The sequence below is a fragment of the Actinomadura sp. RB99 genome (assembly GCF_014706005.1).
Classification (GTDB): Bacteria; Actinomycetota; Actinomycetes; order Streptosporangiales; family Streptosporangiaceae; genus Spirillospora.
The window spans coordinates 12,382-39,121 of the sequence record NZ_JABMCA010000065.1; the positions used below are offsets into that span (position 1 = coordinate 12,382).

General features: G+C 75.0%; 26 protein-coding genes. 9 read left to right on the plus strand and 17 right to left on the minus strand.

The features are described 5' to 3' along the window. Positions 1-65: 65 nt before the first annotated feature. The 8 genes from amrb99_RS38365 to amrb99_RS38395 form a co-directional block, all read right to left on the minus strand. Positions 66-1,226, minus strand: a complete 1,161-nt coding sequence (locus amrb99_RS38365) for a 4-hydroxybenzoate 3-monooxygenase (protein ID WP_190865726.1) — start codon at positions 1,224-1,226, stop codon at positions 66-68. Positions 1,227-1,293: 67 nt separating this feature from the next. Beyond that, positions 1,294-2,094 (minus strand): IclR family transcriptional regulator, encoded by an 801-nt coding sequence (locus tag amrb99_RS38370; protein ID WP_190865728.1) that lies wholly within the window; start codon positions 2,092-2,094, stop codon positions 1,294-1,296. 14 nt (positions 2,095-2,108) lie between these two features. Further along, positions 2,109-2,498: a 4-carboxymuconolactone decarboxylase gene (pcaC, locus tag amrb99_RS53490; protein ID WP_347257032.1), complete on the minus strand. Its 390-nt coding sequence runs from the start codon at positions 2,496-2,498 to the stop codon at positions 2,109-2,111. A gap of 43 nt (positions 2,499-2,541) precedes the next feature. Next, positions 2,542-3,336: a 3-oxoadipate enol-lactonase gene (pcaD, locus tag amrb99_RS53495; RefSeq protein ID WP_347257033.1), complete on the minus strand. Its 795-nt coding sequence runs from the start codon at positions 3,334-3,336 to the stop codon at positions 2,542-2,544. Continuing rightward, complete coding sequence (gene pcaB, locus amrb99_RS38380) at positions 3,333-4,526, minus strand: 3-carboxy-cis,cis-muconate cycloisomerase (RefSeq protein WP_190865730.1); 1,194 nt, start codon at positions 4,524-4,526, stop codon at positions 3,333-3,335. Before pcaB ends, pcaD begins: the two co-directional genes overlap by 4 nt. Next, the gene (gene pcaG / locus amrb99_RS38385; protein ID WP_190865732.1) at positions 4,516-5,082 is read right to left on the minus strand and encodes a protocatechuate 3,4-dioxygenase subunit alpha; all 567 of its coding nucleotides are present in this window, start codon (positions 5,080-5,082) and stop codon (positions 4,516-4,518) included. Before pcaG ends, pcaB begins: the two co-directional genes overlap by 11 nt. After that, entirely contained in the window at positions 5,082-5,747 is a 666-nt protein-coding gene (pcaH, locus tag amrb99_RS38390; RefSeq protein ID WP_190865734.1) for a protocatechuate 3,4-dioxygenase subunit beta, read from the minus strand. The genes pcaG and pcaH overlap by 1 nt, the downstream gene beginning before the upstream one ends. A gap of 249 nt (positions 5,748-5,996) precedes the next feature. Continuing rightward, positions 5,997-6,983, minus strand: coding sequence for a sigma-70 family RNA polymerase sigma factor (locus tag amrb99_RS38395; protein ID WP_190865735.1), 987 nt, complete (start codon positions 6,981-6,983; stop codon positions 5,997-5,999). A 127-nt stretch (positions 6,984-7,110) separates the two neighbouring features. Here amrb99_RS38395 and amrb99_RS52790 point away from each other — a divergent pair, with 127 nt between their 5' ends. The 5 genes from amrb99_RS52790 to amrb99_RS38415 all read left to right on the plus strand — a co-directional run bounded on the left by amrb99_RS52790 (position 7,111) and on the right by amrb99_RS38415 (position 10,982). Continuing rightward, positions 7,111-7,236, plus strand: a complete 126-nt coding sequence (locus amrb99_RS52790; protein WP_277820189.1) for a hypothetical protein — start codon at positions 7,111-7,113, stop codon at positions 7,234-7,236. A 75-nt stretch (positions 7,237-7,311) separates the two neighbouring features. Continuing rightward, entirely contained in the window at positions 7,312-8,787 is a 1,476-nt protein-coding gene (locus amrb99_RS38400) for a radical SAM protein (RefSeq protein WP_190865737.1), read from the plus strand. A 76-nt stretch (positions 8,788-8,863) separates the two neighbouring features. Further along, positions 8,864-9,418, plus strand: a complete 555-nt coding sequence (locus amrb99_RS38405) for a universal stress protein (RefSeq protein WP_190865739.1) — start codon at positions 8,864-8,866, stop codon at positions 9,416-9,418. 44 nt (positions 9,419-9,462) lie between these two features. Next, positions 9,463-10,107, plus strand: coding sequence for a nucleoside monophosphate kinase (locus amrb99_RS38410; protein WP_190865741.1), 645 nt, complete (start codon positions 9,463-9,465; stop codon positions 10,105-10,107). Next, positions 10,104-10,982: a pyridoxal-phosphate dependent enzyme gene (locus amrb99_RS38415; RefSeq protein WP_190865743.1), complete on the plus strand. Its 879-nt coding sequence runs from the start codon at positions 10,104-10,106 to the stop codon at positions 10,980-10,982. Before amrb99_RS38410 ends, amrb99_RS38415 begins: the two co-directional genes overlap by 4 nt. Positions 10,983-11,043: 61 nt before the next feature. Here the strand turns inward: amrb99_RS38415 and amrb99_RS38420 are convergent, their stop codons facing one another. The 4 genes from amrb99_RS38420 to amrb99_RS50295 form a co-directional block, all read right to left on the minus strand. Then, the gene (locus amrb99_RS38420; RefSeq protein ID WP_190865745.1) at positions 11,044-12,117 is read right to left on the minus strand and encodes an acyl-CoA dehydrogenase family protein; all 1,074 of its coding nucleotides are present in this window, start codon (positions 12,115-12,117) and stop codon (positions 11,044-11,046) included. Further along, a complete protein-coding gene (locus tag amrb99_RS38425) occupies positions 12,114-13,307 on the minus strand; it encodes an acyl-CoA dehydrogenase family protein (protein ID WP_347257034.1) in 1,194 nt (397 codons plus the stop codon). The genes amrb99_RS38420 and amrb99_RS38425 overlap by 4 nt, the downstream gene beginning before the upstream one ends. A gap of 136 nt (positions 13,308-13,443) precedes the next feature. Beyond that, the gene (locus amrb99_RS50290; RefSeq protein ID WP_206700268.1) at positions 13,444-13,854 is read right to left on the minus strand and encodes a nuclear transport factor 2 family protein; all 411 of its coding nucleotides are present in this window, start codon (positions 13,852-13,854) and stop codon (positions 13,444-13,446) included. Further along, the gene (locus amrb99_RS50295; protein WP_206700269.1) at positions 13,851-14,249 is read right to left on the minus strand and encodes a nuclear transport factor 2 family protein; all 399 of its coding nucleotides are present in this window, start codon (positions 14,247-14,249) and stop codon (positions 13,851-13,853) included. The genes amrb99_RS50290 and amrb99_RS50295 overlap by 4 nt, the downstream gene beginning before the upstream one ends. Positions 14,250-14,332: 83 nt before the next feature. Between amrb99_RS50295 and amrb99_RS38435 the strand changes: the two genes are divergently transcribed. Next, the gene (locus amrb99_RS38435) at positions 14,333-14,926 is read left to right on the plus strand and encodes a TetR/AcrR family transcriptional regulator (protein WP_190865749.1); all 594 of its coding nucleotides are present in this window, start codon (positions 14,333-14,335) and stop codon (positions 14,924-14,926) included. Here amrb99_RS38435 and amrb99_RS38440 read toward each other — a convergent pair. Together amrb99_RS38440 and amrb99_RS38445 are read right to left on the minus strand one after the other, a co-directional pair. Then, positions 14,905-15,798 carry a DNA-3-methyladenine glycosylase 2 family protein gene (locus amrb99_RS38440; RefSeq protein ID WP_190865751.1) on the minus strand — a complete coding sequence of 298 codons (894 nt, stop codon included), beginning with the start codon at positions 15,796-15,798 and terminating at the stop codon, positions 14,905-14,907. The two genes, amrb99_RS38435 and amrb99_RS38440, sit on opposite strands and share 22 nt — an antisense overlap. Positions 15,799-15,865: 67 nt before the next feature. Then, complete coding sequence (locus tag amrb99_RS38445) at positions 15,866-17,869, minus strand: AAA family ATPase (RefSeq protein ID WP_190865753.1); 2,004 nt, start codon at positions 17,867-17,869, stop codon at positions 15,866-15,868. 223 nt (positions 17,870-18,092) lie between these two features. On the opposite strand from amrb99_RS38445, the gene amrb99_RS38450 reads away from it, so the two are divergent. Then, on the plus strand, positions 18,093-18,785 hold the full coding sequence (locus amrb99_RS38450; protein WP_190865755.1) for an alpha/beta fold hydrolase: 693 nt from the start codon (positions 18,093-18,095) through the stop codon (positions 18,783-18,785). 84 nt (positions 18,786-18,869) lie between these two features. Beyond that, on the plus strand, positions 18,870-19,679 hold the full coding sequence (locus tag amrb99_RS38455) for an SDR family NAD(P)-dependent oxidoreductase (RefSeq protein WP_190865757.1): 810 nt from the start codon (positions 18,870-18,872) through the stop codon (positions 19,677-19,679). Between the two features lie 7 nt (positions 19,680-19,686). Here amrb99_RS38455 and amrb99_RS38460 read toward each other — a convergent pair whose 3' ends face one another. Next, entirely contained in the window at positions 19,687-21,045 is a 1,359-nt protein-coding gene (locus tag amrb99_RS38460; RefSeq protein WP_190865759.1) for an FAD-binding oxidoreductase, read from the minus strand. Positions 21,046-21,220: 175 nt separating this feature from the next. Between amrb99_RS38460 and amrb99_RS38465 the strand changes: the two genes are divergently transcribed. After that, positions 21,221-22,069, plus strand: a complete 849-nt coding sequence (locus tag amrb99_RS38465) for an ATP-binding cassette domain-containing protein (RefSeq protein ID WP_241756328.1) — start codon at positions 21,221-21,223, stop codon at positions 22,067-22,069. Here amrb99_RS38465 and amrb99_RS38470 read toward each other — a convergent pair. Then, positions 22,002-25,214 carry a carboxyl transferase domain-containing protein gene (locus amrb99_RS38470; protein WP_190865763.1) on the minus strand — a complete coding sequence of 1,071 codons (3,213 nt, stop codon included), beginning with the start codon at positions 25,212-25,214 and terminating at the stop codon, positions 22,002-22,004. The genes amrb99_RS38465 and amrb99_RS38470 overlap by 68 nt on opposite strands. Before the next feature lie 119 nt (positions 25,215-25,333). Then, positions 25,334-26,707: a GH1 family beta-glucosidase gene (locus amrb99_RS38475; protein ID WP_190865766.1), complete on the minus strand. Its 1,374-nt coding sequence runs from the start codon at positions 26,705-26,707 to the stop codon at positions 25,334-25,336. Positions 26,708-26,740 lie beyond the last annotated feature (33 nt).

Genomic DNA, 26,740 nt, shown 5'->3' on the forward strand with positions numbered 1-26,740 from the left:
TCGCGGGCGGGAACGGATCCGCGGCGTCCGCCGTTCAGTGCCCGCACCGCCCCTACGCGGCGTCGTTAGTCGAGCGGCAGCCCCGTGTAGTTCTCCGCAAGCGACGCCTTCGCGGCCTCGGAGGAGGCCACGTAGTCCAGGTGCGAGCGCTGGAGCCGCAGGGCGAAGTCGTCGGCGGCCGGATCCACGTGCAGCAGCGTGGTCATCCAGTAGGAGAAGTGCTCGGCCCGCCACACGCGCCGCAGGCAGGTCGAAGAATACGCGTCGAGCAGAGCGTCCGAGCCCGTCGCGTACCGCTCCGTCAGCGCCCTGGCCAGCACGATCACGTCCGACACCGCCAGGTTCAGGCCCTTGGCGCCCGTCGGCGGGACGATGTGGGCCGCGTCGCCCGCGAGGAACAGCCGGTCGTGCCGCATCGGCTCGGCCACGAAGCTGCGCATCGGCGTGATCGACTTGTCGGTGATCGGCCCCTCGCGCAGCTTCCAGCCGTCGTCGGTGGCGAACCGGGCCGCGAGCTCCTCCCAGATCCGCGCGTCGGACCAGTCCGCGATGTCCTCGTCCGGCGCCACCTGCAGGTACAGCCGGCTGACCTGCGGGGAGCGCAGGCTGTGCAGCGCGAACCCGCGGTCGTGGTTGGCGTAGATCAGCTCGTCGGTGGACGGCGGGACGTCGGCGAGGACGCCGAGCCAGGCGAACGGGTACTCGCGGGAGAACGTCCGCAGCCCCGGCACCGCCGGGCGGCTGACGCCGTGGAACCCGTCGCAGCCCGCGATGAAGTCGCAGTCGAGCGTGTGCGTCCCGCCGCCGGCGTCGCGGAACGTCACGCTGGGCGCCGACGGGTCGAGGCCGACGACCTCGGTCTCGAAGCGCACGTCGCCGCCGTCCGCCAGCCGCCTGGCGACCAGGTCCTTGACGATCTCGGTCTGCGCGTAGACCGTGACGGTCCGGCCCGTCAGGTCGGTCAGCGGGACCCGGTGCCCCGCGCCGCCGAACCGCAGCTCCAGGCCGTGATGGACGAGGCCCTCGCGGTCGAGCCGCTCCCCCACGCCGCTCTCGCGGAGCACGTCCGTGGTGCCCTGCTCGAGCATCCCGGCCCGCTGCCGCCGCTCCACGTAGCCGCGGTCACGGCTCTCCAGGACCACCGAATCGATCCCCTGCAGATGCAGCAGATGCGACAGCAGCAGCCCCGCCGGGCCGCCGCCGATGATCGCCACCTGGGTACGCATCGAGCCTCCTCGTCATCGCTCTCTCGGGGGGGATCCCCCTGTGATGCTGGCGCGCGTACCCGCAGGTTCAGGCGCCGGTCTTCCGCTCGGTGGAAAACACCTCAGGGTGTCCGCGCCAGTGCTGGGCGACGTCCCGCGACAGCGCCCGCGCCGCCGTCGTCAGGGGCGGCAGCAGCCGCCGCAGGTCCGCGCTGCGGGTCCGCGCGACCAGCGACAGCGCGGCCACCACCTCCCCCGTCCCGTCGCGGACGGGCGCGCCGACCGACGAGGCGCCCAGCGTCATCTCGTCGCGGGTCAGCGCGTACCCCGAGCGGCGGACCTGCTCCAGGCAGCGCCGCATCTCGTCCGGATCCGTGATCGTGCGGGCCGCGTACCGCTCCAGCCCCGCGTCGATCACCCGCCTGCGGTACTCCGCCGCCGCGAACGCCAGCAGCACCTTCCCGACACCGGTGGTGTGCAGCGGCAGCGTCGCGCCGACCTGCGTCACGACCGGCACCGAGCGCGTCCCGCGCAGCCGCTCCACGACCAGGGCGCGGTCATCGCGCAGCACGGCGAGCTGCACGTTGTCGTGGGTCGCCTCGTACAGGTCCTCCATGTGCGGCAGTGCCAGCTCGCGCAGCCCGGTGACGGCGGGGGCCTGGCTGCCGATCCGCCACAGCCGGGTGCCGATGCGGTACGTCCCGTCCGGCACCCGCTCCAGGAACCCGCCCGCGGCCAGCTCGCCGACCAGCCGGTGCCCGGTGGCCAGCGGCAGCTCGGCGCGGCGGCAGATCTCGCTCAGGTTCAGGCGCACGTCGCCCTGGGCGAAGGCGTTCAGGATGGCCATCACCTTGCCCGCCACGCTCACCGGGCGCGCGCGCTCAGCCATGGCCCTCCCGCCGGTCACTCCTGTTCGGCCAGTACCCGCTGGGCGACGGCGAACGCCGAGTTCGCGGCGGGCACTCCACAATAGATCGCGGTCTGCAGCAGGACCTCCTTGATCTCCTCGGGGGTCAGCCCGTTGCGGAGGGCGGCGCGCACGTGCATGGCCAGCTCGTCCAGGTGGCCGCCCGCGACCATGGCGGTCAGCGTGATGCAGCTGCGGGTCCTGCGGTCCAGGCCGGGGCGGGTCCAGATCTCGCCCCAGGCGTACCGGGTGATCAGGTCCTGGAAGTCCTCGGTGAAGGCGTCCTTGCGGGCCTCGGCGCGGTCGACGTGCGTGTCGCCGAGCACTTCGCGGCGCGTCCGCATGCCCTCCGCGTGCCGTTCCTCGTCGGTGCGGCGCGCGCTCATCGGGCACCCTGCGGGGGGACGGCCCCCCACCGGTTCGCTTCGCTCATTCTCGTCCCTTCCATGTGCGGTCCAGGTGCGCGGTGATCGCCTCGGTGACGGGTTCGGGGCGTTCGGCGTTGGCGAGGTGCCCGGCGCCGTCGACCACGACGAGCTCGGCACCGGGGATGCCTTCGGCGAGCCGGTCGGCGTGCCCGCGCGGCGGGGTGGGGCCGTCCTCCGCGCCGGCGATCACCAGCGTCGGCGCGGCGATGTTGACGAGCGTCGCGGTGGCGTCGAAGGAGGCGAGCGCGTCGCAGCAGCCCGCGTAGCCCTCCGGGTCGGTTGCGCGGAGCATCGCGACGTACGGGTCCGCGCCGGTGAAACCGGGCGTGAACCAGCGTCCGGCGGCCGTGGCGGCGACCGGCTCCACGCCTTCGCGGCGGACGAGCTCCGCCCGCTCCCGCCACGGCCCCGGGTCGCCGAAGCGGGGCGAGGTGCAGCACAGGACGAGGCTCCTGACGCGCACCGGGTCGAGAAGCGCGAGGGCGGTGCCGATGGCGCCGCCGAGCGACACCCCGGCGTACGCGGCCCCGACGATCCTGAGGCGGTCGAGCAGCAGGGCGACCCCGGCGGCGAGGCCCTCGACGGTGTACGGGCCGGGCGGCGAGGGCGCGCCGCCGTGCCCCGGCAGGTCGTAGCGCAGCACCCGCCACCTGCGCGTGAGCGCCGGAAGCTGCGGCAGCCACAGGTCCATCGAGGTGCCGAGCGACGGGCCGAGGACGACGACGGGCGCGTCCGGCGGCCCGTCGAGGCGGTACTGCGGGATGCCGTGGTGCAGGGTTCCCGGGTGCGGGGTCATGCGCGGTTCCTCCGGTACGCGTCGAGGGCGCGGTCGGCCAGGGCGGCGGCCGCGCCGGTGCCGGGATCGTCTCCGAGGACGTCCAGCAGGCCGTCGAGGTTCGCGCGCATCCGGTCCGCCGACACCTCCAGGCCGCAGACCAGCTCGGCGGCGGTCTCGGCCGCGCCGCCCGTCAGCCGCAGGCACTCGCGCAGCGGCTGCCATTCGGCGTGCCACTCCCCCGCCGGGCGCTCCAGCGGCGCGGCCTGCGCGGCGAGGACGACCTGCGCGTACGCCGGGACCTGCAGCGCCGCCGAGCGGACGAGGGCCGACAGCGCCGGGTTGCGCTTGTGCGGCATCGACGACGAGCCGCCGCGCCCGGGCCCGGCGGCCTCGGCCACCTCGCCGACCTCGCTCTGCGCGAGCAGCCACACGTCGGTGGCGATCTTGCCGAGGGCGCCGGCGGTCACCGCGAGCGCCGAGGCCAGGTCCGCGACGGGGGTCCGGCGGGTGTGCCACGGCAGGACCGGCGCGTCCAGGCCGGTCTCCTCCGCGAACGCGGCCACGAGGTCGAACGCCCGGTCGCCGTAGGCGTCCAGCGTGCCGGCGGCGCCGCCGAGCTGGACCGGCAGCGCGACCGCCGCCAGCCGCTCGCGCGCCTCCAGGCAGCCGAGCAGCCAGTTCGCCGCCTTCGCGCCGAACGTGGTGGGCAGCGCCTGTCGGCCGAGCGTGCGCGCCGCCATCGGGGTGTCGCGGTACCGCGCCGCGGTCCCGGCCAGCGCGTCCAGTGCCCGGTCGAGATGGGCGAGGACGGCGCGCCTGGCCCGGGCCGCGACGAGCATCGCGCCGGTGTCGGCGATGTCCTGGCTGGTGGCGCCCTTGTGGACGTGCTCGCCCGCCGCGCCGGCGAGGCCGCGCAGGTCGGCGACCAGCGGGACGACGGGGTTCCCCGACCCGCGGGCCCGGCGCGCCACGTCCGCCACGTCGATCCCGCAGGACGCGGCGGCCGTGGTGATCGCCTCGGCCGCCGCGACCGGAATGATCTTCAGGCGGGCCTGGGCCCGGGCCAGCGCCGCCTCGGCGTCCAGCATCGCCGCGAGGTACGCGGCGTCGCTCGTGGCCGCCTCGGCCTCCGTCCCGGCGCGCACGGGCGACAGCAGCCCCGCGTCGGGCGACGGCCCGCCAGGAGACGGCGACGTCTCAGAAGGCAAGGAAGACCGTCTCCCCCTCGCCCTGCAGCCGCACGTCGAACCGGTACGTCCGGTCGCCCTCCCGCTCGGCGACGAGCGTCCCGCGGCGGTCCGCCGGGACCTCCGCGAGCAGCGGGTCGGCGGCGTGCGCGGCCTCGTCCTCCGGGAAGTAGATCCGGGTCGCGACCGGCTTCAGCAGCCCACGCGCGAACACCAGGAGCGCGATGTAGGGCGCGCCCGCCCCGACCGCGCCCGGCTTCACCGTGGTGAACCAGAACCCGCCCGCCGGGTCGGTGCCGCACCGCCCGAACCCGGAGAAGTCATGGCCCTCCCGGACGATGCCGCCCGGCCGAGCCGGGATCTCCCCGTTCTCGTCGGCCTGCCAGATCTCCAGCAGCGCGTCCGGCACCGGCTCGCCGGCGCCGTCGAGCACCCGCCCGCGCACGCTGATCGCGTCCGGGCGCCACGCGGGCGCGACCCGCGGGCCGGCCTCGTACGGCAGCGCGTAGCCGTAGAACGGGCCGACGGTCTGCGAAGGCGTGGCCTTCGCCGATGCGCTGTTCGCGGGCACGGTCATCACGCCTCCATCGGGGTGTCGCCCAGCACGATGTCCCACTGGAACCCCAATGCCCACTCCGGCTCGGTGAGATCCATGTCGAACCGCGAGATCAGCTTCTCGCGGTCCTTCTCCTCGGGGATCGACTGGAAGATCGGGTCGAACGGGAACAGCGGGTCGTCCGGGAAGTACATCTGCGTAACGAGCCGCTGAGTGAAGGCGGTGCCGAACACCGAGAAGTGGATGTGCGCCGGCCGCCACGCGTTGTGGTGGTTGCCCCACGGGTAGGCGCCCGGCTTGATCGTGATGAACCGGTAGCGGCCCTCGTCGTCGGTGAGGCACCGTCCCGCGCCGGTGAAGTTCGGGTCCAGCGGCGCGGGGTGGATGTCGCCGAGGTGGTCGTAGCGGCCCGCGGAGTTCGCCTGCCAGACCTCGACGAGCGCGTTCCGCACCGGGCGGCCCGCGCCGTCCAGGACCCGCCCGGTCACGATGATCCGCTGGCCGAGCGGCTCGCCGGAGTGCTGCACGGTCAGGTCGTGGTCCAGCCGTCCGAGCTCCTGGTGGCCGAAGACCGGCGAGGCCAGCTCGACGCTGTCCGGGCCGAGCTTCGGCATGATCAGCTCCTGCGACGGGGCGCGGAGCACCGTGCTCTTGTAGCCCGGATACAGGTACGGGGGATGCGTCATGCGCTCGTTCCTTCCTCGGCGTGCTCCGCCGGTGCCGCCCCGGTCGCGGCGCGGCGGCGCCCGCCCCTCCGTGATCCCGGCAGGGCCGCCTGCGCCGTCCGCACTGCCTCAACCCTGGCAGCAGCCGGCGACGGCAGCCCACCCGGGTTTCCACTCAACGGAAAATCAGGGCCACCGTCAGCACCGGACACCAGTGGGCTCCCCGGTGGAATCCGGGCACCGACCGCCTTACGCCTCCCCGGGCGGCGGTCAGAGCGTCTCGGGCAGGCCGAACACGGGGAACAGCGACGTGTCGAAGAACGCCGACACCTGCGCCACCCCCTCGCCGGTGATGCCGAGCACCTGGAGCTGGAACGGCCGGTGCACGCCCTCCGCGTCGCGCCGGTACATGCCGAAGGCGGGCTGCCCGTTGGCGGACGCCGGTACCATCCGCAGCTCCCCCGGCTCGGGCCCGCACTGCGCCTTGATGAGCCGGACGATCGTGTCCGCGCCGACGAACCACTGCGGGAACGGCGGCATCTCCCAGACCGCGTCCTTCCTGAACAGCTCCAGCAGCGCGTCCACGTCCGCGTCGTCGAACGCCCTCGCGTACCGTTCGAGCAGGTCGCGCTGGCCCGGGTCGGTGGGCTCGACCAGCTCGTCGCGGAGCGGCGCCGTCTCCTCCAGCTGCGCCCGCGCCCGCTGCAGCGCGCTGTTGACGGCCGCGGTGGAGGTGCCGAGCAGCTCGGCGGCCTCGGCCGCCTTCCACTTCAGGACGTCCCGGAGGATCAGCACGACCCGCTGCTTGGCGGGCAGGTGCTGGAGGGCGGCGACGAAGGCGAGCCGGGTGCTCTCGCGGGCGGCGACGATGGTGGCGGGGTCGGCGGCGTCCGCGCCGAGCACCGCGTCGGGCGCCGGCTCCAGCCACGGCACCTCCGGCGAGGCCACCACGGGCCGCTCCGGCTCGTCGCTCGGGGCGCCCAGCCCGGACGGCATCGGCCGGTGGCCGCGCTGGTCGATCGCGGTGAGGCAGACGTTCGTCGCGATCCGGTAGAGCCACGTCCGCAGCGACGACCGCCCCTCGAAGCCGTCGTAGGAGCGCCAGGCGCGCAGGTACGTCTCCTGGACGAGGTCCTCGGCGTCGTGGATGGACCCGAGCATCCGGTAGCAGTGCGCCAGCAGCTCCCGCCGGTACGGGTCGGCCAGCTCCTGAAAGTCCCGGTCCGTCTCTTTGGTGCTGTTCGCCATGGTGGTCATCACCTTTACTGGGGCGGCGTCACTGTGGCGGCGCTCACACGGCCGCCTCACACCCCCGACCGTAGGCGACCCCACCGACAGAACAGACGGGTTCCACCGATCCTACGCCCGACCTGCGGATTCACCAGTGCCGACCAGAGGGATCCGCGACCTCACCCGGCCGCGCCCCGAACGCCCGCCAGCAGCCCGGCTGGCCTGCAAGGAGACCAAGGCGACGGCGTGGCTGTGGACGTCGGGTCCCGGCTCCGGGTAGGGGGTCCGGCGGACCTCCACGAGATCGGCACATCGGGCGCACAGGTCGCACCTTTCCGGGCGGGAGCGTGGGGGCATGCGCGTGAAGATGATCCTGCCCGCCCTGACCGAGGCGTCGTCGCCGTTCTTCAGGCCGATCAAGTACTCGCTCTTCCCGCCGCTCGGGCTCGCCACGCTCGCCGGCCACCTCGACCCGGACGACGACGTGACGCTGACCGACGAGCACGTCCAGAAGGTCGACCTGTCCGACGAGCCCGACCTGGTGGTGATCCAGGTGTACATCACGTCCGCTCGGCGGGCCTACGAGCTGGCGGACCACTACCGCGCGCGGGGCGCCTACGTGTGCCTCGGCGGGCTGCACGTGACGTCGCTGCCGGACGAGGCGGCGGCGCACGCCGACACGATCTTCTGCGGGCCGGGCGAGGACACCTGGCCGCGCTTCCTCGCCGACCTGCGCGCGGGGCGGCCGGCGCCGCGCTACGACTCCTCGGAGCGGACGCTGGCCGGGCTGCCGCCGGTGCGGCGGGACCTCATCGACCGGCGCCGGTACCTCGTGCCGAACTCGATCGTCGTGTCCCGCGGCTGCCCGCACGTCTGCGACTTCTGCTACAAGGAGGCGTTCTTCGAGGGCGGCAAGTCGTTCTACACCCAGACCGTGGACGCGGCGCTCGCCGAGATCGACCGGCTGCCCGGCCGGCATCTGTACTTCCTGGACGACCACCTGTTCGGCAACGCGCGGTTCGCGGGGGCGCTGTTCGACGGGATGCGCGGGATGGGGCGGCTGTGGCAGGCCGCCGGGACGGTCCAGTCGGTGCTTCGGCCGGGGCTGCTGGAGAAGGCCGTGGAGTCGGGGCTGCGGAGCCTGTTCGTGGGGTTCGAGACGGTCAACTCCGGCAACCTGGCCGAGCAGCGCAAGTGGCAGAACATCGACCGGGACTACGGGCAGGTGATCAGGCGCCTGCACGACCACGGCGTCATGGTGAACGGCAGCTTCGTGTTCGGCATGGACCAGGACGACCCGAGCGTGTTCGGGCGGACGGTCGAGTGGGCGGTCGGCCAGGGCATCGAGACCGCGACGTTCCACGTGATGACGCCGTATCCCGGCACGCGGCTGTACGCGCGGATGGAGAAGGCGGGACGGATCCTTCACCGCGATTGGGACCGCTACGACACGCGTACGGTCGTGTTCAAGCCCGCCCGGATGACCGCCACGCAGCTGGAGGACGGGTACTGGCGCGCCTACCGGGACTTCTACCGGTGGCGGAACATCGCGCGGGGCGCCGCGTCGAAGCCGACGCTGCGCGGCAAGGCCCGGCACGCCGCCTACGCGGGCGGGTGGAAGAAGTTCGAGCCGGCGTGGGACGTGGTGATCCGCGCGAAGCGGGCGGGTGCGGCGCTGCCGCTGCTGGAGTCGGTCCTGTCCGGCTTCGGAGCCCGGCCCGCGGGCGCCGGACGGCCCGCGGCGGCACCCGACGACCGGCCCGCGGCGGGGCGCGGCGAGCGGCCCGCGGGCGACACGCCGGTGACGATTGCGGAAACTCCGCTTTCCTGAAGCGGAAACACTTCCGTCGGAACGGGTATGCCTGCACCCTAGAGTGCACATCAGTCCGTTGCCTTCAGGAGGGACCGTGATCGCGAGACCGGAGGGCGGCCCGCGCGTCGTCGTGGGAGTCGATGACTCCTCGGGGGCACGATGCGCGCTCTCCTGGGCGATCGGCGAGGCGCGGCTGCGCCGGCTGCCGCTGCTCGTCGCCCACTCCGCGCCGCTGCCGCCGCACGTCTCGGCGGCGGGCCAGCTCGGCTGCGGGATCACCGACGCGCTGCGCGGGTCGGGCGCCGAGCTCGTCGCCCGGCTGCTGGACGAGGTGAGCGGCGGCCCGCCGGACGGCGTGGAGATGAGCGCGCTGGCGCTGGTCGGGGAGCCGGGAGCGACGCTGGTCCGGCTGGCGGGCGAGGACGACATCCTCGTCGTCGGGCACGGGACGCGGGGGCCGTTCTCGCGGCTGCTGCGCCCGTCGGTGCGGCTGCACTGCGCGCGCCGGGCGCGGGCGACGCTGGTGTGCGTGCGGCCGCCGGCGATCGGGACGCTGCCGGACTGCCTGACGCTGCGCGACGAGCCCGAGCACGTGCCCGACCGCTCGCGGTTCCGGTGGCTGGGCCGGGCGCTGCGGCTCGCGCGCTGACCCGGGGCGCGGCCGCCCGGGCCCGCGCCGCATAGGCTGCGGGCATGCGCAAGTACGTGATCATCGGCGCCCAGGGCAGCGGGAAGGGGACGCAGTCGCTGCTGCTGGCGCGCGATCTCGACCTGGTGCACATCGGGGTCGGTGACATCTTCCGCTGGCATGTGCAGAACCACACCAAACTCGGCGCGCAGGTGCGGCGCGCGATGGCGGCGGGCGAGCTGGTCGGCGACGACCTCGTGGAGGGGGTCGTGCGCGGCAGGCTCGAGCAGCACGACTGGAACTACGGGTTCATCATCGACGGGTTCCCGCGCAGCAGGCGGCAGGCGGAGTTCTTCCTGGAGAGCTACGACATCGACGGAGTGATCCACCTGGACCTGCCGGACGAGGAGGTCCGCCGCCGGGTGTTGGCGCGCAGGCTGTGCTCCGAGTGCGGGATGGACTACAACCTGATCGCGGACCGGCCCACCCAGGAGGGTCGGTGCGACGTGTGCGGCGGCCGGCTCGTCGCCCGGGAGGACGACACCGAGGAGGCCGTGACGGAGCGGCTGCGGCTCTACCGGCGGAAGACCGCCCCGATCCTGGAGCTGTTCGCCCGCAAGGAGTACGTGGTGACGGTGGACGCGCGGCCCGGCATCGACGAGGTGCAGCGGACGCTGCGGAAGAAGCTCGGCCTGCCGGCGCCGCGATGACCCCGGCCCGGCCCCCGGCGCTCCCGCCCGAAGCCGCGCCCTCCCCGGTCGTGGAGCTGGACGACGCCCGGTTCGCGCGGCGCGGCCTCCGGCTGTTCCTGAAGCGCGACGACCTCGTCCACCCGGAGCTTCCGGGCAACAAGTGGCGCAAGCTCCGGCACAACATCGGCCCCGCCCGCGAGCACGGGACGCTGCTGACGTTCGGCGGGGCGTACTCCAACCATCTGCGGGCGACGGCGGCGGCCGGGGACGTCTTCGGGTTCGCGACCGTCGGGGTGGTGCGAGGTGAGGAGCACCTGCCGCTCAACGCCTCGCTGGCGTACGCCGAGGGCCGGGGCATGCGGCTCGCGTACATGGACCGGACGACGTACCGCCGCAAGCACGAACCGGACGTCGTCGCCGCGCTGCGGGAGCGGTGGGGCGACTTCTACCTGCTGCCGGAGGGCGGCAGCAACGCCCTGGCGGTCCGGGGCTGCGCGGAGCTGGGCGCCGAGTCGGCGGGCTTCGACGTCGTCTGCTGCCCGTGCGGGACGGGCGGGACGCTGGCGGGCCTGGCGGCCGGGCTGCCGCCGAGCGCGCGCGCCCTCGGCTTCTCCGTCCTCAAGGGCGGTTTCATGGACGCCGAGGTGGAGCGGCTCCAGCGGGAGACGTACGGGGAGCGGCGCGGGTCGTGGCGCGTCGAGCACGGCTTCCACTTCGGTGGCTACGCCCGGACGTCCCCCGAACTGGACGGTTTCATCGGCGGCTTCGCCGCCCGGCACGGGCTGGTCCTCGACCGGATCTACACCGCGAAGATGATGTTCGGGATCGCCGCGCTGGCCGAACGCGGCGCGTTCCCGGAGGGCACGCGGATCCTCGCGGTCATCACCGGCTGACCGCCCCGGCGTCGCGCTCGCCGGGGCGGTGCCGCACGGTCGACGCCCGCGCGCCCCCGCCTCAGGCCGAGGGGAGGTCGACCAGCGCCGCCAGCGCCGCGCGGTGGCGGTCGGCGGTGCCGAGCGCGATCGAGTCGGCCTTGGCGCGCTTGAGGAACAGGTGCGAGGAGTTCTCCCAGGTGAACCCGATGCCGCCGTGCATCTGCACGCACTCCTCGGCGGCCTTCAGCGCGACCGCCGAGCAGTGCGCCTGGGCGACCGCGACGGCGACCGGCAGGTCCGCGTCGCCGGAGGCCGCGCAGGACGCGGCGTACCGGGCGACGGCGCGGGCCTGCGTGATGGACGTCCACAGGTCGGCGAGCCGGTGCTTGAGGCCCTGGTAGGAGCCGACGGGACGGCCGAACTGGTACCGGTTCTTGACGTAGGCGACGGTGTCGTCCAGGCACCGCTGGGCGAGCCCCAGCTGCTCGGACGCCAGCATCGCCGCGCCGGTCAGCAGCGCGGCGCGGACCGCGTCGCCGCCCTCCGCGACGCGCCGCGCGGGCGCCCCGGACAGGGCGATGTCGGCCAGGCGCCGGGTCATGTCGAGCGAGGTGACGGCGGTGCGGGTGGCGTCGGCGGCGTCCACCGCGTACAGCCCGTCGGCGGCCGGGACGAGCAGCACGTCGGCCGCGAGGCCGTCGGCAACCCCGGCGATCTCGCCGGTCAGGGTCCCGTCCGCCGCCCGGACGGTCGGGGCGACCTCGCCGGGCGGGGTCGCGAACGGGACGGCGAGCACCGCGATCCTCTCCCCGGCCGCCAGGGACCCGAGCAGTTCCCGCTCCCCCGCCGCCAGCAGCGCCGCCGTCGCGATGACGGAGCTGGCCAGGAACGGGACGGGCGCGACGGCGCGGCCGAGCTCCTCCATCACGACGGCGGTCTCGCGCCAGGTCGCGCCGGCGCCGCCGAGGTCCTCGGGGACGGGCAGCCCGGCGCAGCCGAGCTGGCCGGCGACGGCCCGCCACAGCGCCGCGTCGTACGGCTCGTCCTTCTCGGTGCCGGCGAGGACGGCGGTCCAGGGCGCCTTGTCGTCGAGCAGCTCGCGGACGCCGGCGCGCAGGTCGTTCTCGATCTCGGAGTAGAGGAGGTCGCTCACTTGGGCAGGTCCTTCCACGCCACGTCCTTGTCGACGCGGATCTCACCGGGCAGGCCGAGGACGCGCTCGGCGATGATGTTGCGCAGGATCTCCGAGGTGCCGCCCTCGATGGAGTTGCCCTTGGCGCGCAGGTAGCGGTAGCCGGGCGAGCGGCGGGTGAAGTCGACCTCGGTGGGGCGGCGCATCGTCCAGTCGTCGTAGCGCAGTCCCTCGTCGCCGAGCAGTTCCAGCTCCAGGCCGGAGACCTCCTGGTTGAGCTTGGCGAAGGCGAGCTTGGCGCCGGAGCCCTCGGGGCCGGGCTGCCCGGCGGTGAGCTGCTGGCGCAGCCGCTCGCCGGTGAGCCGGGCGGCCTCGGTCTCCACCCAGGCGCGCAGGACCGCGTCGTGCAGGCCGGGGGTGCGCAGCTCGGGCCGGTCGCGCCACAGGGCCGCGACGACGCCGATCATCCCGCTCTCGCGGGGCGTGGCGGCGCCGCCGATCGCGACCCGCTCGTTCATCAGCGTGGTGGTGGAGACCTGCCAGCCCTGGCCGACCTCGCCGAGCCGGTGCTCGTCGGGGATCGCGACGTCGGTGAGGAAGACCTCGTTGAACTCGGCCTCGCCGGTGATCTGCCGCAGCGGCCGGACCTCGACGCCGGGGGCGGTCATGTCGCAGACGAAGTAGGTCATGCCGCGGTGCTTGGGCACGTCCGGGTCGGTGCGGGTGACGAGGATCGCCCAGCGGGCCTCGTGCGCCATCGACGTCCAGACCTTCTGGCCGTTGACGATCCAGCGGTCGCCGTCGCGGACGGCGCGGGTGGCGAGCGCGGCGAGGTCGGAGCCGGCGCCGGGCTCGCTGAACAGCTGGCACCACCGCTCCTCGCCGGTCCACAGCGGGCGCAGGAGGCGGCGCTTCTGCTCCTCGGTGCCGAAGGCGAGGATCGTCGGCGCGGCCATGCCGAGCCCGATGCCGTTGCGCTCGGGGTGGTTGGTGGGCGCGCCCGCCTTCGCGAACCACCGGTCGACGGCGGGCTGCAGGGCGCGGGGGGCGCCGAGCCCGCCGAGCCCCTCGGGGTAGTGGACCCAGGCCAGGCCGGCGTCGAACCGGGCGCGCAGGAACTCCAGCGGCTCGGTGGCGGACGGGTCGTGGGCGGCGAGGAACTCGCCGACGCGCCTGCTCAGCTCGTCGGCGTCGGGCGGTGCAGTGCTCACAGGGCGAACCTCCGCGCGGGGTGCAGGGGTGGCGAACGGGCCACCGCGAACGAACATACCAACCGGTCGGTATGGCCCGTCCACCCTAGGAACCGGCACGGGGGTCGGTCAACCGCCCGCGCGCGACCCGGTCGCCCTACGAACCGGCGGCGAACGCGCGGGCGAGGGCCCGGTGGTCGTGGTAGTCGCGCGTCTCGACGATCAGTCCGTCCCGGACGCGCAGCACCTGCACGTTCGAGAAGCGGAACTCGTGGCCCGTGGTGGCGACGCGGCCGTCGTAGTCGAACTCGGCGACGATCACCTCCGGATCGTCCGTCTCGTGCACCACCACGTCCCGGGCGCGCAGTTGGAGCGGCCCTTCGGCGGCCCTGCGGAAGTGCTCGCCGATGACCGCGCGGCCCTCCAGGTGCGACGGCGCCGGCGGGAGCGCGAACGGCTGGTCGACCACCGCGTCCTCGGCGTAGAGGTCCGCCAGCTCGTGCCAGCGGCCGGCGGAGATCCCGGCGCTCAGCCGCGCGAACACCTCGCGCGGCGCGGGGGCGGTCACGCCATCGCCTCCTCGAACGCCTGGTGGTGGGCGTAGTCGCGGGACTCGACGATGCGCCCGTCCCGGACCCGCATGACGAAGACGTTCGGCACCACGAAGTCGCGGCCCGTCTCGGTATTGCGGCCCGCGTACTCGAACTCGGCGACGATCACCTCCGGGTCGGCGGTCTGGTGGACGACCACGTTGCGGGCCGCCATCTCCACCGGGAGGGTCTCCAACTGGGCGAAGTGCTCGCGCAGCGCCTCGCGGCCCTCCAGCCGGGACGCGGGGCGGGCGAACGGGTGCACGACCACCGCGTCCTCGGCGTACAGCTGCGGCAGCCCGTCGGGCCGCCGCGCGGTCACCCCGTCGATCAGCCGCTGGAAGACGGCGCGGGGGGTGGCGAACTCGGACATAACTCTCTCCCGTACAATCGGAGTTTCTGCTCCGCATCCGAAAATATGGAGTCCGCACTCCACTTGTCAACGGGAAGGCCGCGATGACGACCTCGTCCGGGAAGCCGCTGCGCGCCGACGCCCTGCGCAACCGCGCCAAGGTCCTCGCCGCGGCCGAGGACGTGTTCGCCGCGCAGGGCACCTCCGCCTCGACCGAGGAGGTCGCGCGCCGCGCCGGGGTCGGGATCGGCACCGTCTTCCGGCACTTCCCCACCAAGGAGTCGCTGCTGGAGGCCGTGCTCGTCGCGCTGCTGGAGCGGCTGGCCGGCGAGGCGCGGGAGCTGGCGTCGGCCGCCGACCCCGGCGAGGCGTTCTTCGGCTTCTTCGCCCGCGTGGTCTCCCAGGCGGCGACCAAGCAGGCCGTCACCGAGGCGCTGGCCGAGGCGGGCGTCGACGCCCGCGAGGCTACCGGACGCACCGGACCGGACGTGAAGGACGCGATCGGCGCCCTGCTGGAGCGGGCCCAGCGGGCCGGGGCCGTCCGCGCGGACATCGGCCCGGCCGAGGTCACCGCCCTGCTGGCCGGGATCTCCTTCGCCGCCGGGCGGGCCGGCGGCAGCGACGACGTCCTCCGGATCGCCTTCGACGGCCTGCGCCCGCAGGGCGGCGAGGCGGATCAGGCGGCCGCGCGGAGGTAGTGCGCCCAGTACCCCTGCCACGGGCCGTAGCCCTCGGCGATCCGCTGCAGGTCGGCGTCCGACAGCGGGCGCCCGTAGGCGCGCGACGCGGCACCGCGCAGCGCCTTCTCCAGCGGTGTCTCCTCCATCCGGCCAAGCCCCCGGATGAGGATGAAGTTCGCCGACCAGGCACCCACACCGGGCAGCGACAGCAGGAACTTCTTGACCTCGCCGTAGGGGCCGGTGCGGAGGAAGTCCTCGTCCGTCCCGTGCCAGGCGTGCAGCGCGCCGTGCAGGTAGCGGCCCTTGCGCTCGTTGCCGACGAGCTCGGCGATCCGCCCCTCGGACAGGGTGACGAGCTGGTCGACGTCGGGGAACGCCGCGTACTCGGCGCCGTCCACGGTGATCCGGTCGCCGAACTCGTCGCGCAGGGCGTGCTTGCCGCGCGCGGCGGCGGCCCGCGGCGCGCGCTGCGACAGGATCGCCCACACGAGGTTCTCCAGCGGCGTCGGGAACTTCACCTGGTGGTAGCCGTACAGCCGGTCGAGGACGGGCGCGAACGCGGGATCCTCCCGTCCGATCGCGTAGAAGCCGGTGAGGTCGTCGCCGAGGCTGAGGTGGAACGCGATGCGGTCGGCGGCGGCGCTGACGACGTCCTCTGTGAGCGGCTCGGCGGCGTGCAGGGTCGCGCGCACGCCGTCGCCCGCCTGGACGACCCTCGCGGCGACCGTCCGGCCGGCCGCGCGCAGCGCCTTGGTGAGGGTGCCGCCGTCGACCGCCTGCTCGCCGGCGGTGGGCGCGAAACCGCACATGAAGCGGAGCGCGGGCCCCAGGTCGAACGGCGGCGCGGCGGGCAGCTCGACGGTCTCGGTGAACAGGGGCGGGACGGTCATGGCCGGTCCTTCCCGATCAGGGCGGTGGGCGGAAGCGGGGATACGGGGCGCGGGGACGGCGGCGGCGTCAGGAGGCCAGCTCGGCGGGCAGGTCGTCCCGGTGCAGGACCGTCAGCGAGGTCACCGCGCGGGTCAGCACGACGTACAGCCGGGCCAGCCCGCGCGCCTCGGCGGCGGCGATGGCGGCGGGCTCGGCGACGATCACGTGGTCGTACTCCAGGCCCTTGGCCAGCGTCGCCGGGACGACGAGCAGCCGCGCGGTGCCGTCGGACTCCGGCCCGAGCAGCGAGGCGTCCAGCCCGGCCTCCGCCAGCGCCGCCGCGTGCGCGTCCGCGAGCGCGTCCGGCACGATCAGGCCGATCGAGCCCGCCCGGGCGAGGGCCTCGCGCGCGGCGTCCACCGCCGCGGCCACCACGTCGGGCACGCGCCGCACGTCCAGCGCCCCGGCGCCGGCGCGCAGCGACCGCGGCCTCTCCAGCTCGGGCGCGATGTGCGGGAGCAGCCGCGCGGCGTAGTCGAGGACGGTGCCGGGCACGCGGAAGCCGAGGGTCAGCTCGGTGACCTCGCCGTCCTGCCCGAGATGGGTCAGGACCTCCTTCCAGGACCGCGCCGACCAGGCCGTCGTCCCCTGGGCGAGGTCGCCGAGGACGGTCGCCGACCCGGTGCCGCAGCGGCGGCCGAGGGCGCGCAGCTGCATCGCCGACAGGTCCTGCGCCTCGTCCACGACCAGGTGCCCGAGCGATGCGGTGCGCTCGATGAGGTCGGCCAGCTCGTCCAGCAGCGCCCGGTCGGCGGTGGTCCACTTCACCGAGCGGTGCGACCGGGCGGGCCTCTCCCACAGCAGCGCCGCCTGCTCCTCGGCGTCGAGGACGCCCTTCGCCGCGGCGCTCAGGAAGGCGGCGTCCGACAGCAGCCGGTAGAGGACCTGCTCGGGCGAGACCTTGGGCCACACCTGGTCGAGCAGCTGCTTGACCGGCCTGCTGCGCGCCACCTGGTCCTGGACGCGGTCGTCGGGGGCCTCGCCGCGCTGCTCCATCCGGACGAGGATCTGGTGCGCGAGCCGCTGCGCGAACGCGGCGCGGCCGCTGCCGTAGCGGGTGGTGCCGCGCAGCGCGGCCGCGATCTCCCTGACCTCGTGGTCGGCCAGCCGGTAGCGGGCGACGCCGCGGGTGACGACGAGGCCCTCCTCCGGCTTGCGGACGTGCAGCCACAGCGCCCTGCGCAGCACGTCGGCCATCCGCGCCTCGCCCTTGGCGGCCGACACCGCCGCGGGCTCCTCCCCCAGCGGCTCGCCGAGCAGGTCGTCGATGGTGGCCTGCTCGACCCGGACCTCGCCGAGCGCGGGCAGCACCGCCGCGATGTAGGCGAGGAACGCGCGGTTCGGGCCGACGATCAGCACCCCGGACCGCGACAGCCGCTCGCGGTGGGTGAACAGCAGGTAGGCGGCGCGGTGCAGGCCCACCGCGGTCTTCCCGGTGCCGGGGGCGCCCTGCACGCAGACGGTGCGGGGCAGGTCGGCGCGGACGATCACGTCCTGCTCCGGCTGGATGGTCGCGACGATGTCGCGCATCGGACCGGTGCGGGGGCGCTCGATCTCCTCGGTCAGGATCCGGGACGGGCCGGGCTCCGCGCCGCCGTCGAGCGGCTCGTCCTCGAAGGCGGTCAGCTCGCCGCCCTGGAAGCCGAAGCGGCGCCGCAGCCCCCAGCCCATCGGCTCGGCCGGGCCCGCCTGGTAGAACGCCCGCGATACCGGGGCGCGCCAGTCCAGCACCAGCGGGCGGCCCTCGTCGCCGTCGTGGACGTGCCGCCGCCCGACGTACATGACGGCGGGCAGGTCGGGGCCGTCGTCGCCGTCGCGGTCCATCCGCCCGAAGAACAGCGGGGTGTCGGGGTGGTCGGCGAGCGCCGCGACCCGCTGGTCGAGCAGCGACTCCAGGAACTGCTTGGACACCCAGTCGGCGGCGACGTCGGCGGACAGGCCTTCCGCGTGCTCGCGCATCCGGCGCAGCGCGGCGCGGGACTCGGCCAGGTGGGCGCGCTCGGCGGCGAGGATCGACGGTTCGGCGGGCATGCCGGAGGACCTCCTGGAGGCGAGGGGTGGACGCGGGGCGGCGAAACCCACCACCTTACCGGCCTGGAACGGCTCGCGCGGCACCATTTCGACGCCGGCGGCGGGGCGTCCGAGAGAGGGTGCTATACAGCACTTGTAGGTATAAATGATCAGTCCTCCTGCCCTCCGCTGCTCTCGCTCCCGCCGGTCAGGAGCGTCCGCGGTCCCCTCGGGAAGGAGCCCCGTGAAACTGAAGGTCCACGAAGCCGGCGGCGGCGACAGGACCGCCGTGCTCATCCACGGCGTCATGGCGTCCGCCGGCACCTGGTGCCGCGTCGCGCCGCTGCTCGCCGCGCGCGGCTACCGGGTCCTCATGCCGGACCTGCGCGGCCACGGGGAGAGCGCGCACGCCGCCGAGTACTCCCCCGAGCTGTTCGCCGCCGACCTGGTGGAGTCCCTTCCCACCGGCGCGGACGTCGCGATCGGGCACTCCCTCGGCGCGCTGTCGCTCTCCCTGGCCGCCGCGGACCTGCGTCCCGCCAAGGCCGTCTACAGCGACCCGGCGTGGCGGATCGGCGGCGAGCCGGGCGCGGACCACGACGGGTTCGCCGCCTTCACCAAGCGGGCCACGGCGGAGCGGCTCCGGAAGATGTGCCCGAAGTGGGCGGACGAGGACATCGCCGCCGAGCTGGACGGGTACGCGCGATGGGACGTCCGCGCGGCCGGGTGGCTGCGCGAGGCGATCGACCTCGTCCCGGACCGGCCCGTCGTGCCGTCGCTGGTGCAGGCCGCGGGCGACCGGCGGCTGGTGCCGGACGACCTCGCCGCCGGCCTGCGCGCGAAGGGCTTCGCGGTCACGCGGGTCGAGGGCACCGGCCACTGCGTGCACCGCGACGACCTCGGCGGCTTCATGGCGTCGCTGGAGGGCTGGATCTGAGCGGCCGCCGCGCCGCCGTGCTCTTCGGCCGCGGGACGGCGGTGCGCCTTGCCGCGCGGCGCGGCCGTGTGTGACGTTGGCGGCATGGTGAGTCTGACGGGAAAGTCGGCGTTGGTCACGGGCGCGTCGTCCGGCATCGGCGCGGTCGTCGCGGAGGCGCTGGCCGAGGCGGGCGCGCGGGTCGGGCTGGTCGCGCGGCGCGAGGAACTGCTGGAGAAGACGCTCGCCCGCTGCCGCGAGCACTCCCCCGGCTCGGCGATGTGGGTCGCCGACCTCTCCGACCCGGACGCTGCCGCCGGGCTCGCGGCCGCCGCGGCGGCCGAGCTCGGCGGCGTGGACGTCCTGGTCAACAACGCGGCGATGCCGAAGCGGCGGCGCGTGCAGGACATGGCGCTCGCCGAGAACGACGAGGTGATGCGGCTGAACTACCTGTCGCCGGTGCGGCTGACGCTCGCGCTGCTGCCCGGGATGATCGAGCGGGGGCACGGGCACCTGGTCGCGATCGGGTCCGTCGCGGCGCGGCTCGGCCCGCCGCACGAGGCCGCGTACGGCGCGTCCAAGGCGGCGCTGACCGCGTTCTGGGAGAGCATGGCCGTCGACCTGGACGGGACGGGCGTGCAGGCGCACATCGTCCAGCCGGCGCTGATCGACACCGACCTGTTCACCCTGCCGGGCAACGAGCCGCCGCTCAGCGACCTGTCCGACGCGCTGCCGCCGCGGGAGGTCGCCGCGGCGGTGCTGGAGGTCATCGAGAACGGGCGGTTCGAGCGGTACGTGCCCGACTGGTTCGCCGAGATGGCGTCGGGCAAGGCCGCGGACGTCGAGGGGTTCCTCGCGGGCGTGAAGGAGTGGACCCGCGACCGGCTCCAGGCGCTCGGCGCCGAGCCGGCCTGACCCGGCGTCACTGCAGGAAGCGCAGGGCGAGCCCGGTCAGCGGGCCGCGGTCGCCGTCGTCGGCGCGCTGCAGGACGCGCTGCGAGCCGTTCAGGACGAGCGCGCGCAGCGGGCCCGGCGGCAGCGGCACGGGCCGCTTCGCGGCCATCGGCAGGTCGAGCAGTTCGCCGTCGCGGTCGAGCAGCAGGTCGCGGGCGATCTTCGCGGTCAGGTGGCTCGGGCCGACGCCGTGGCCGGCGTACCCGAGCGCGTAGACGACGCGCCGCCCGCGGCCGAGCCGCCCGGCGTGCGCGAAGCAGTTGACGGTGCCGGCGACGGGACCGCACCAGCCGCGGTCGATCCGCACGTCGTCCAGCTGCGGGAACGTCCAGCGGAACGTCTCCTCCAGCCGCCGGAACACCTGCGGCGACCGGTCCTGGCGCGGGTCGGGGCCGCCGGGCGCGAACGGCGCGTCGCGGCCGCCCCACAGGATCCGGCCGTCGGGGGTCGGCCGGTGGAAGTGCGGCATGATCCGCTTGTCCTCGACGCCCGCGCCGCCCTCCCAGCCGGCGCGCTTCCACTGCTCGCCGGTGAGCGGCTCGGTGACGACGATCGAGGCGACGATGGTGAACAGCCAGCGCCGCAGCGCGGGCACCGCGTGCGCGTAGGCGTTGGTGGCGAGCAGCGCCCGGTCCGCCCGGACGTCGCCGCCGGGGGTGCGGGCCAGGACGTGCGTGCCGGGCAGGGCGAGGCTGTGGACGGGCGTCGACTCGAAGACCCGCACGCCGAGGCGGACGGCGGCGTCGCGCAGGCCGCGGGTGAGCGCGGCGGGGTCCACCAGCAGCGCGTCGTCCTCGAAGTGCCCGCACCGGATCCGGTCGCTGGCGACGAGGGCGCGGCATTCGGTGCCGCTGAGGTAGCGCAGGTCGTCGAGGCCGAGCCGCTGGGACGCCTCGAGGTCCTGGCGGATCCGCTCGTCCTGCTCGGGCCCGTTCGAGACCGTCAGCAGGCCGGGGCGGGTCAGGTCGGCGTCGATGCCCTCGTCGCGGACGAACGCGGCGATCTCGCGCAGCGTGCTCCGCATCGCCAGCCGGGTGGCGCGCGCACGCGCCGGGCCGACCTTGCGGGCCAGGTCGTGGAGGTTGCGGCCCACCATCGTCATGGCGAAGCCGCCGTTGCGGCCCGACGCGCCGTACCCCGCGACGCGCTGCTCCAGCACGGCGACGTCCACGGACGGGTCGGCGTGCTTGACGTGGATCGCGGTCCACAGTCCGGTGAAGCCGCCGCCCACGATGGCGACGTCCACGTCCAGGTCGCCGTCGAGCGGCGGCGCCGGCTCGTAGGGGTTGCGGGACAGCCACAGGCTCCGCGTCCTCCAGTCCGCCATAACGCCCTCCGCGCCGTCGCCGGCACGCGCGCGCGTTGCTCGCGAGCACCCGTTGCCCGCGCGCGCACGCCTCAGTAGGGTGATGATCCGTCAGTGATCCACATCACACAAGGCCCGCGATGGCACAAGGCCCGCGATGCGGACCGCCGGGCACCGGACCGGCCGGGAGGCGCCGATGTCGACCGCTCAGGGACTGCGGGTCGCGGACGTCACCGTGCGGGTCGGCGGGGTCACCGCCGTCCGGGGCGCCGCGCTGACGGTCCCGCCCGGCACGGTCGCCGGGCTCGTCGGGCCGGACGGCGCGGGCCGGGCGACGCTGTGCGACGTCATCGCCGGGCTGCGCCGGCCCGCCGAGGGCACCGTCCACCTGGGCGACGCCGACCTGACGGGCAGCGCCGCGCGGGAGCGCGCGCGGCGCGGGATCGCCCGGACGTCCCGGGAGCCGGCCCGGTGGCGGTCGCGGACCGTCCGCGAGAGCGTCCGGGCCGCGGCGCGCAGGCATGCGGCCCTGTGCGACCACGGCGGCCGGACCGCGCGGGACCGCTGGGCGCGCCGTCGCCGCGCGCGCGGCGAGGCGAGCGACCGCGCCGACGAGCTGCTGGCCCGCGTGGGGATCGCCGAGTTCGCCGACCTGCCGGAGCGGGACGTGCCACCGGGCGTGGTGCGCCTGACCGGGCTGGCGCGCGCGCTGGCCGCCGAGCCCGCCGTGCTGCTGCTTGACGATCCGTGGGCGGACCTACCGGAGCGCCACGCCAGGGCGCTGGAGGTGCTGTTGCGCGACCTCGCCGCCGAGGGCGTCGCGGTGCTGGTCGCCGAGCGCGACCTGGAGCCGGTGCTCGGCGTGTGCGACGTCCTGCACGTGCTGGACGGCGGCCGGGTCATCGCGGCCGGGCCGCCCGCCGAGGTCCGCGCCGACCCGTGCGTCCGGGCCGCCTACCTGGCGGGACCGGCCCCGGTCACCAGGTGTCCACCCAGCGCCGCGACCGGTCCGCGGTGGGCGGTGCGGACGCGAACGCCGTGGTGACGAGCCGGCGGGTGCCGGCCGGGTCGATCACGTCGTCCAGCTCGAACACGGTGGCGGCGTTGAGCGCCTTGCCGTGCTCGTAGGCGGCGGCGACCATCGTCTCGAACAGCGCCTTCGGGTCCTCGGCCGCCGCGAGCTCCTTGCGGAACCCGAGCCGGACGGCGCCCTCCAGGCCCATGCCGCCGATCTCGCCGGTCGGCCACGCGACGGTCGCGAGCGGCGCCTTGAAGCCGCCGCCCGCCATCGCCTGCGCGCCGAGCCCGTACCCCTTGCGCAGGACCACGGTGACGAGCGGGACGCTCAGGTTCGCTCCGGTGACGAACATCCGGCTGAAGTGCCGGACGGTCGCGGTGCGCTCGGCGTCCGGGCCGACCATGAACCCGGGGGTGTCGCACAGCGACACCACGGGCAGGCCGTGCGCGTCGCAGAGCTGCAGGAAGCGGGCGGCCTTGTCGGCGGCGTCGCGGTCGATGGCGCCGCCGAGATGCGCCGGGTCGTTGGCGATGAGCCCCATGGGGCGGCCTTCGATCCGCACCAGCGCGGTGACGATCCCGACGCCGAACGCCCGCCGCAACTCCAGCACCGACCCGGTGTCGGCCAGGTGCCCGATGACCCGGCGGACGTCGTAGGCGCGCAGCCGGTTCTCCGGGATGACGTGCCGCAGGATCCGCTGGTCGTCGCACGTCCACTCGTCCACCGGGCCCTGGAAGTAGGACAGGTAGCGGCGGGCCGTGCCGACGGCCTCCGCCTCGTCCTCGACGGCGATGTCGACGACGCCGTTGGGCTCCTGGTCGGCGATCGGGCCGATCTCCTCGGGGGCGAACACGCCGAGGCCGCCGCCCTCGATCATCGCGGGCCCGCCCATGCCGATGTTGGCGTCGCGGGTGGCGATGATGACGTCGCAGCAGCCGAGGAGGGCCGCGTTCCCGGCGAAGCAGCGCCCGGACGCGATCCCGACCGACGGGACGGCGCCGCTGAGCCGGCCCATGGCGTGGAAGGTCGTCACGTCGAGGCCGGACACCATCGAGGTGTCGGTGTCGCCGGGTCGCCCGCCGCCGCCTTCGGCGAACAGCACGACCGGGAGGCGGCGCCGCCGCGCGAGGTCGAGCATCCTGTCGGTCTTGCGGTGGTTGTGGTGGCCCTGCGTCCCGGCCAGCACCATGTAGTCGTAGGACATCACCACGGCCTGGCCGCCGTTGACGTCGCCGAGGCCGCAGACCATGCCGTCGGCGGGGGTGGGCTCGATGAGGTCGTCCAGGGACCGGCGCTGCCGCTGCGCCGCGATGGCGAGCGCGCCGTACTCCACGAACGTGCCGGGGTCGCAGAGGTCCTCGATGTTCTCCCGCGCGGTGCGGTGGCCGCGCGCGTACCGCTTGGCGACCGCGTCGGGACGGGCCGCGTCCAGCCCGATCTCGTGCCGCCGGATCGTCTCGGCGAGGTCGGCGCGGATGGCGTCGAGGTCGGCCTCGGCCTCGTCGTCGGCGTGGTCGCCGTCGGCCTCGGCGGGTTCGAGGAACAGCAGCGGCGCGCCCTCGGCGACGGTGGTGCCGGGCGCCGCGGCGAGGGCGCGGACGACGCCCGCCTCCCCCGCCCGGACGACGTGCTCCATCTTCATCGCCTCGAGGATCAGGACCGGCGCGCCCGCGCGGACGAGGTCCCCTTCGGCGACCTCCACGCTCACCACCGTGCCCTGCATGGGCGCGGTCACCGCGACCGTGCCGGGCGGCGCGTCGGGCACCGCCGCGACGGGCGCGGCGGCCTCCTCCGTCGCGGGAACGCAGAACCGGCGGTGCTCGCTGCGCAGCAGTTCCGGAAGGTGGTCGGCGAGGAACGAGGTGGTCACGCCGCCCGCGGTGAACTCGGGGTGCCGCAGGACGCCCTGCAGCAGCGGGATGCTCGTCGCGACGCCCGCGATCTCGAACTCGCCGAGCGCGCCGTGGGCGCGGGCGGCGGCGGACGGCAGGTCCTCCGCGCGGGCGACGACCTTCGCCAGCAGCGGGTCGTAGCGGGGGCTGGTGCGGTAGCCGGGGTGCCCGTAGGTGTCGACGCGGACGCCGGGGCCGGTCGGCGGCGTGAACGCGGTGAGGGTCCCGGCGTTCGGGTGCGGCGCGCCGTCGGGGCCGATCGTCTCGGTGTTGACGCGCACCTGGACGGCGCAGCCGTGCGCGGGCGGCGGCGCGGCGAGGCCGACGCCGGCGAGGTCCTCGCCCAGCGCGAGCCGGATCTGCGCCTTCACCAGGTCGATGCCGGTGACCTCCTCGGTGACGGTGTGCTCGACCTGCAGCCGCGGGTTGGCCTCCAGGAACCAGAACTCCTCGCCGGACACGAGGAACTCGAACGTGCCGAGGCTGTCGTAGCGGACGCGCGCGGCCATGCGGACGGCGGCGTCCAGCAGCGCGTCGCGCAGGTGCGGCGGCAGCGCGGGCGCGGGGGCGATCTCCACCAGCTTCTGGTTGCGCCGCTGGACGCTGCAGTCGCGTTCCCACAGGTGGGTGACGGCGCCGGAGCCGTCGCCCGCGATCTGCACCTCGATGTGGCGGGCGCGAGGCACGTGCTTCTCGGCGTACAGGTCGCCGTTCCCGAAGGAGGCGAGCGCCTCGGAACGGCACCGCTCGTACGCCTCCGCCATGTCGCCTGGCTCGGCGACGACGCGCATTCCGCGCCCGCCGCCGCCCGCGAGCGCCTTGAGCATCACCGGCCCGTGCTCGCGCGCGAACGCCTCGGCCCCGGCGGGCGTCACCGGTCCCGGCGTGCCGGGCGTCACCGGCACGCCCGTCTCGCGGGCGAGCTCGCGGGACCGGGTCTTGTCGCCGAACAGCTCCAGCAGTTCCGGGCGCGGGCCGACGAACGTCAGGCCGGCGGCGGCGCACCGCGCGGCGAACGCGGCGTTCTCGCTGAGGAACCCGTAGCCGGGGTGGACGGCGGTGACCCCGGCGTCCTTCGCGGCGGCGATCAGCGCGTCCGCGTCGAGGTAGCCGGGGACGCCCTCGCCGGGCAGCGCCCGGACCTCGTCGGCCCGGCGGGTGTGCGGGGACGCGGCGTCGTCGCGGGTGTGCACGGCGGCCGTCCGCAGCCCCAGCTCCGCCGCCGCCCGGACGATCCGCAGCGCGATCTCGCCCCGGTTGGCCACAAGGATCCTGCCCACCGGCCCCTCCTCACCCCGGCGCCCGCCCGTCGCGGGTCTGGTGGAGCCTCACTGTAGGCGGGGCGGGCGGCGGGCCCGGACCGGGACCCCCATGCGGCGAAGGGCCCCGGCCCGGACGGTCAGCGGCCGGTCGCGACCGTCCCGGCGGACAGGCCGCGGTGCGCGCGGATGATGTCGGCGTAGCGGTGCCCGCTGTCCTTGACGGTCCGCTTCTGCGTCCCGAAGTCGACGTGGACGAGCCCGAACCGCTGCGCGTACCCGTACGCCCATTCGAAGTTGTCGAGCAGCGACCAGGCGAAGTAGCCGTCCAGCGGGACGCCCTTGCGGATCGCGGACGCGCAGGCCGCCAGGTGCGCCTCCAGGTAGGCGGTCCGCTCGGGATCGTGGACGGCGCCGTCGCCGGTCACCGTGTCGGTGTACGCCGACCCGTTCTCGGTGACCATGAGGCTGCGCGGCGCGTACTCCTCGGTGACGCGGACGAGGATCCTCTCCAGCCGGTCCGGGTGGATCTCCCAGTCCATGCCGGTGCGCGGCGTCCCGGACGGGGTGATCTGCCGGGCGTGCGGCGGCGGGCCGTCCGGGTCGGCGACGTTGACCGAGCGGCGGTAGTAGTTGACGCCCAGCCAGTCCAGTGGCGCCGCGATCGCCTCCAGGTCACCGCTCCGCACCGGCGGCTCGACCCCGTACACCTCGATCATGTCGGCGGGCAGGCCGCGCCCGTGGATCGGGTCGAGCCACCAGCGGTTGTGGTGGCCGTCCTCGCGCCGTGCCGCCGCCGCGTCCTCGTCCCGGTCGCCGCCGGGCTCGCAGTCGGTGAGCAGGTTGACGATCCCGACGCGGGCGTCCGGCACCGCGGCGCGGATCGCCTGCACGCCGAGGCCGTGCGCCAGCAGCAGGTGGTACGAGGCGGGCACCGCCCGGCGCACGTCGGCGACGCCGGGCGCCATCACGCCCTTGAGGTGCCCGAGCCACGCCGCGCAGACCGGCTCGTTCAGCGTCGCCCAGGACGCCACCCGGTCGCCGAGCGCCCCGGCGACCACCGAGGCGTACTCGGCGAAGCGCTCGGCGGTGTCGCGGGCCGGCCAGCCGCCGCGGTCCTGCAGCGCCTGCGGGAGGTCCCAGTGGTAGAGCGTCGGGTGCGGTTCGATGCCCGCCTCCAGCAGCGCGTCCACGAGCCGGTCGTAGAAGGCGAGCCCGGCCGGGTTCACCGGTCCGGCGCCGTCCGGCAGGACGCGCGGCCAGGCGATGGAGAACCGGTAGGCGCCGAGCCCGAGGGACGCCATCAGCGCGACGTCCTCGCGCCAGCGGTGGTAGTGGTCGCAGGCTTCGTCGCCGGTGTCGCGGCCGGCGACCGCGCCCGGGACGCGGCAGAACACGTCCCAGATGGACGGGGCGCGGCCGTCCTCGCGGGCGGCGCCCTCGACCTGGTAGGCCGAGGTCGCCGCGCCCCACGCGAAGTCGGGTCCGAACGCGGTCAGGTCGTCGATGGGCACAGGTCTCCCTCTGGGGTGGGGCGCGAGGCCGGG